We start from the raw sequence: 2,595 nt of genomic DNA, 5'->3' as shown, positions 1-2,595 counted from the left end.
GATTGGCATCGTCTTTTTACTATTCTTTGTTTACACAATATTTATCTGATGTGCCTTCAAATATTCTTGCTATACTTTACCTTTCGATTTCCTTGTTTTTCTTTTTTCTTCTTGACGATGCCTGTACGTTTTTGAGGGTACATTTGATTACCGACTTCAAAACGGGCTTGAAAAGTAAGAGATTGTTCTTGAACTTGACCATTGGTGATCCCCTTTTCGTTTTTAGCAATATTCGAATCGATCTGATGTTCAAGTTTGACGACTTCTTCTTTCGTTATCCATCCATTTTTAATGGCTTGTGTTTTAGTTAAATAATATTTTTCTTCAGCTGTGACACGTTCTAAAATGCTATCTACATTTTGTGTCGATTCCTGTTGCTGTTTTTGTTCATAGTCCTCATAGCCTTCTTTCATTTTCATCAAAGAGAAGGGATTTATTTGTCTTTTTTTTCTTCAAAATAGGTTTCTCTTTTTCTAGGATTCTTTCATCAAATAATGCCATCTATCATACCCTCCTTGTAACTTTTAAATAATCTCTACTCAAAATATTAGTACCACTTACAAATAATCAAAAAGAAAGAGCACGTTTCGAAAAATATAAACGAAAACATGCTCTTAATTAAATAAATTAAGGATTTAAATAAAATATGGATCATTTAAATCATTATTGTTAATCACTACATCTGCGCTTAATTGTGGTTGATGTTCATCTAAATAGATTTTTGACGCTGCATGATACCTTTTAATAAACATTTTCTCGGCTTTTTCATAGCTTCCAAAGGTTTGCTCTTCTCTTTTGGCCCCCCTTTTCCTAGCTAATTCAAAGTCAGTACTAACGAATATTTTAAAATCATATAGGTTGCATAATTGCTTTTTAAATAGAAAAGTTCCATCTACGATTAAAATCATGTCCTTAGTTGCTAGTTGAATATTGGGTTTAACATATTGATCTGTCGCTAAATCTAAAGAAGCTGCTTGATAATAACAGTTACCCTTAGGTCCTAAAGGAATTAAAAGCTTATGCTTAAATGATTCATAATCATGGGCATCTTGGTAATAGCCAAGAGCTGACTCTTTTCCCTGACGGTAACGAATAGATCTCGAGTTATGAAAATGATCTATACTTGTTCTAATCATATTCTTTCCCCTATTTTGAAGTTCCTCAGTGAGTTCATTAGCAAGTGTTGTCTTTCCTGAGGATGTAATTCCACTAACTCCTACTCGTATGGGGTGTCTTATCTTTAAGTCCAATACTTCATTAGCTAGTTCATAAATAAGTTTTTTTCTTAACATGTGATCTCCTTTCCAAACACTGATGCCTTTATTTTTCTATCTATAATATGAATAACCTCTTATTATTCATCTCGGTCAATAGCACAATATGTGCTCTTTTTCCTTACCAATGTAAGTAACAGCGCCTCATACATTCGTTTTTTAGGGTTCGTACTTGGTCTAATGATTATCAGCATCCCAAATATGCTCATGAAGATATAAAAGGGAATTTGAAGTGTAGGATGATTAAAAAAGCGTAACATCATCGTGACCATAAGTAAGCCAATAATGAACAACAAATCAAAGAGATAAAGAGATTTATTAATCTTTAATTCCGTCGAGATTTCTTTCGGAATGTTATAGTTTGCCATAACTCTTCTCCTTTCCATAAAAAAAAGAAGTATCGCTTGTTACTTCTCTTCTGGTTTATTTCGCTTCTTTGATCCAAGGTTTCGTAAATCTCGCCCTGTATTTCGTCCAATTTGATAAGAGCGTTTTGTTTTAGGGATCGTTTGTGAATGATCAATAGGTTCTTTTACCTTTCCTACACTCTCTTTAACGTTATCCCGTACCACTTGTGCAATATTGCGTGTTTCTGTTCGGTGTTGATGCGGCATTAGAATATCTTCTGTAGAAGGAGGTACCGTGTCTTTTTCAATTGGTTGTTTTACTTGGGGAGGTTCCTGTGTAGCCGCCAATTGTGCTTGATCCATCCCTGTCGGCATGGAAGCAGAAGGTTCTCTTGTTGGTGTAGAGTAACTTACACTTTACAGAAGAGCTACTTTCACTTGTACTCCCACCATAACCGGAAGTTTGGATTTCCTCATGAAGAGGAGCACTTGCCTTTCCTACAGAAGAGCTGCTTCCATTTTTCCTTCCACTTTGACCAAAAGCTTGTATTTCATCATGGAGAGAAGCACTTCCACCTTCTACAGAAGAAGTTGATCCTTGGCTATCGGTAGAAACACCTGTTGCTTTCATTTCATCTTGTAAAGATGTGCCTTGACCTGATACTTTTCCATCTGAAGCATTCCCTTCACTATTTTTATCTGCTTCTTGGTTTTCAGTAGAAGTTATATACAGAGATATTTCTTGTTCCCCAAAGGATTAAAATGCATAGGATTTAATACTTGGAGCAAACTACTCAAGACGTTCTGCAAAGTCGACCAAACATTGATTATCATTCATGAAACAGAAAAAACAACTGAACGGACCCAGTTGTTTTTTCTGTTTTTAAACTTTATATGTTATTCATTTTTATTTAACATAATTCATGTTCTCGGCAGCAGAGGTATTGATAATATTTCCAATTGGTGTATAGTAA

At 34.6% G+C, this 2,595-nt stretch carries 4 protein-coding genes; all 4 read right to left on the bottom strand.

Annotated features, from left to right (window positions below):
- Window positions 1-56 precede the first annotated feature (56 nt).
- Window positions 57-413 carry a hypothetical protein gene (locus RB298_RS00825; RefSeq protein WP_486045310.1) on the bottom strand — a complete coding sequence of 119 codons (357 nt, stop codon included), beginning with the start codon at window positions 411-413 and terminating at the stop codon, window positions 57-59.
- Window positions 414-635: 222 nt separating this feature from the next.
- Complete coding sequence (locus tag RB298_RS00820; RefSeq protein ID WP_486045308.1) at window positions 636-1,292, bottom strand: hypothetical protein; 657 nt, start codon at window positions 1,290-1,292, stop codon at window positions 636-638.
- Between the two features lie 62 nt (window positions 1,293-1,354).
- Window positions 1,355-1,642: a DUF5592 family protein gene (locus tag RB298_RS00815; protein WP_486045306.1), complete on the bottom strand. Its 288-nt coding sequence runs from the start codon at window positions 1,640-1,642 to the stop codon at window positions 1,355-1,357.
- A gap of 39 nt (window positions 1,643-1,681) precedes the next feature.
- Complete coding sequence (locus RB298_RS00810) at window positions 1,682-1,996, bottom strand: hypothetical protein (RefSeq protein ID WP_486045304.1); 315 nt, start codon at window positions 1,994-1,996, stop codon at window positions 1,682-1,684.
- Between the last annotated feature and the right edge of the window lie 599 nt (window positions 1,997-2,595).

Source organism: Priestia sp. BR_2, from assembly GCF_041954005.1.
In the GTDB taxonomy this organism is placed as follows: Bacteria; Bacillota; Bacilli; order Paenibacillales; family Paenibacillaceae; genus Paenibacillus_AQ; species Paenibacillus_AQ lautus_A.
This window is presented reverse-complemented; position numbering and strand designations above follow the sequence as displayed.

Coding starts and splice junctions, on each gene's coding strand:
- RB298_RS00825 (WP_486045310.1), bottom strand. CDS start 413: ATGAAAGAAGGCTATGAGGACTATGAACAAAAACAGCAACAGGAATCG.
- RB298_RS00810 (WP_486045304.1), bottom strand. CDS start 1,996: ATGCCGACAGGGATGGATCAAGCACAATTGGCGGCTACACAGGAACCT.
- RB298_RS00815 (WP_486045306.1), bottom strand. CDS start 1,642: ATGGCAAACTATAACATTCCGAAAGAAATCTCGACGGAATTAAAGATT.
- RB298_RS00820 (WP_486045308.1), bottom strand. CDS start 1,292: ATGTTAAGAAAAAAACTTATTTATGAACTAGCTAATGAAGTATTGGAC.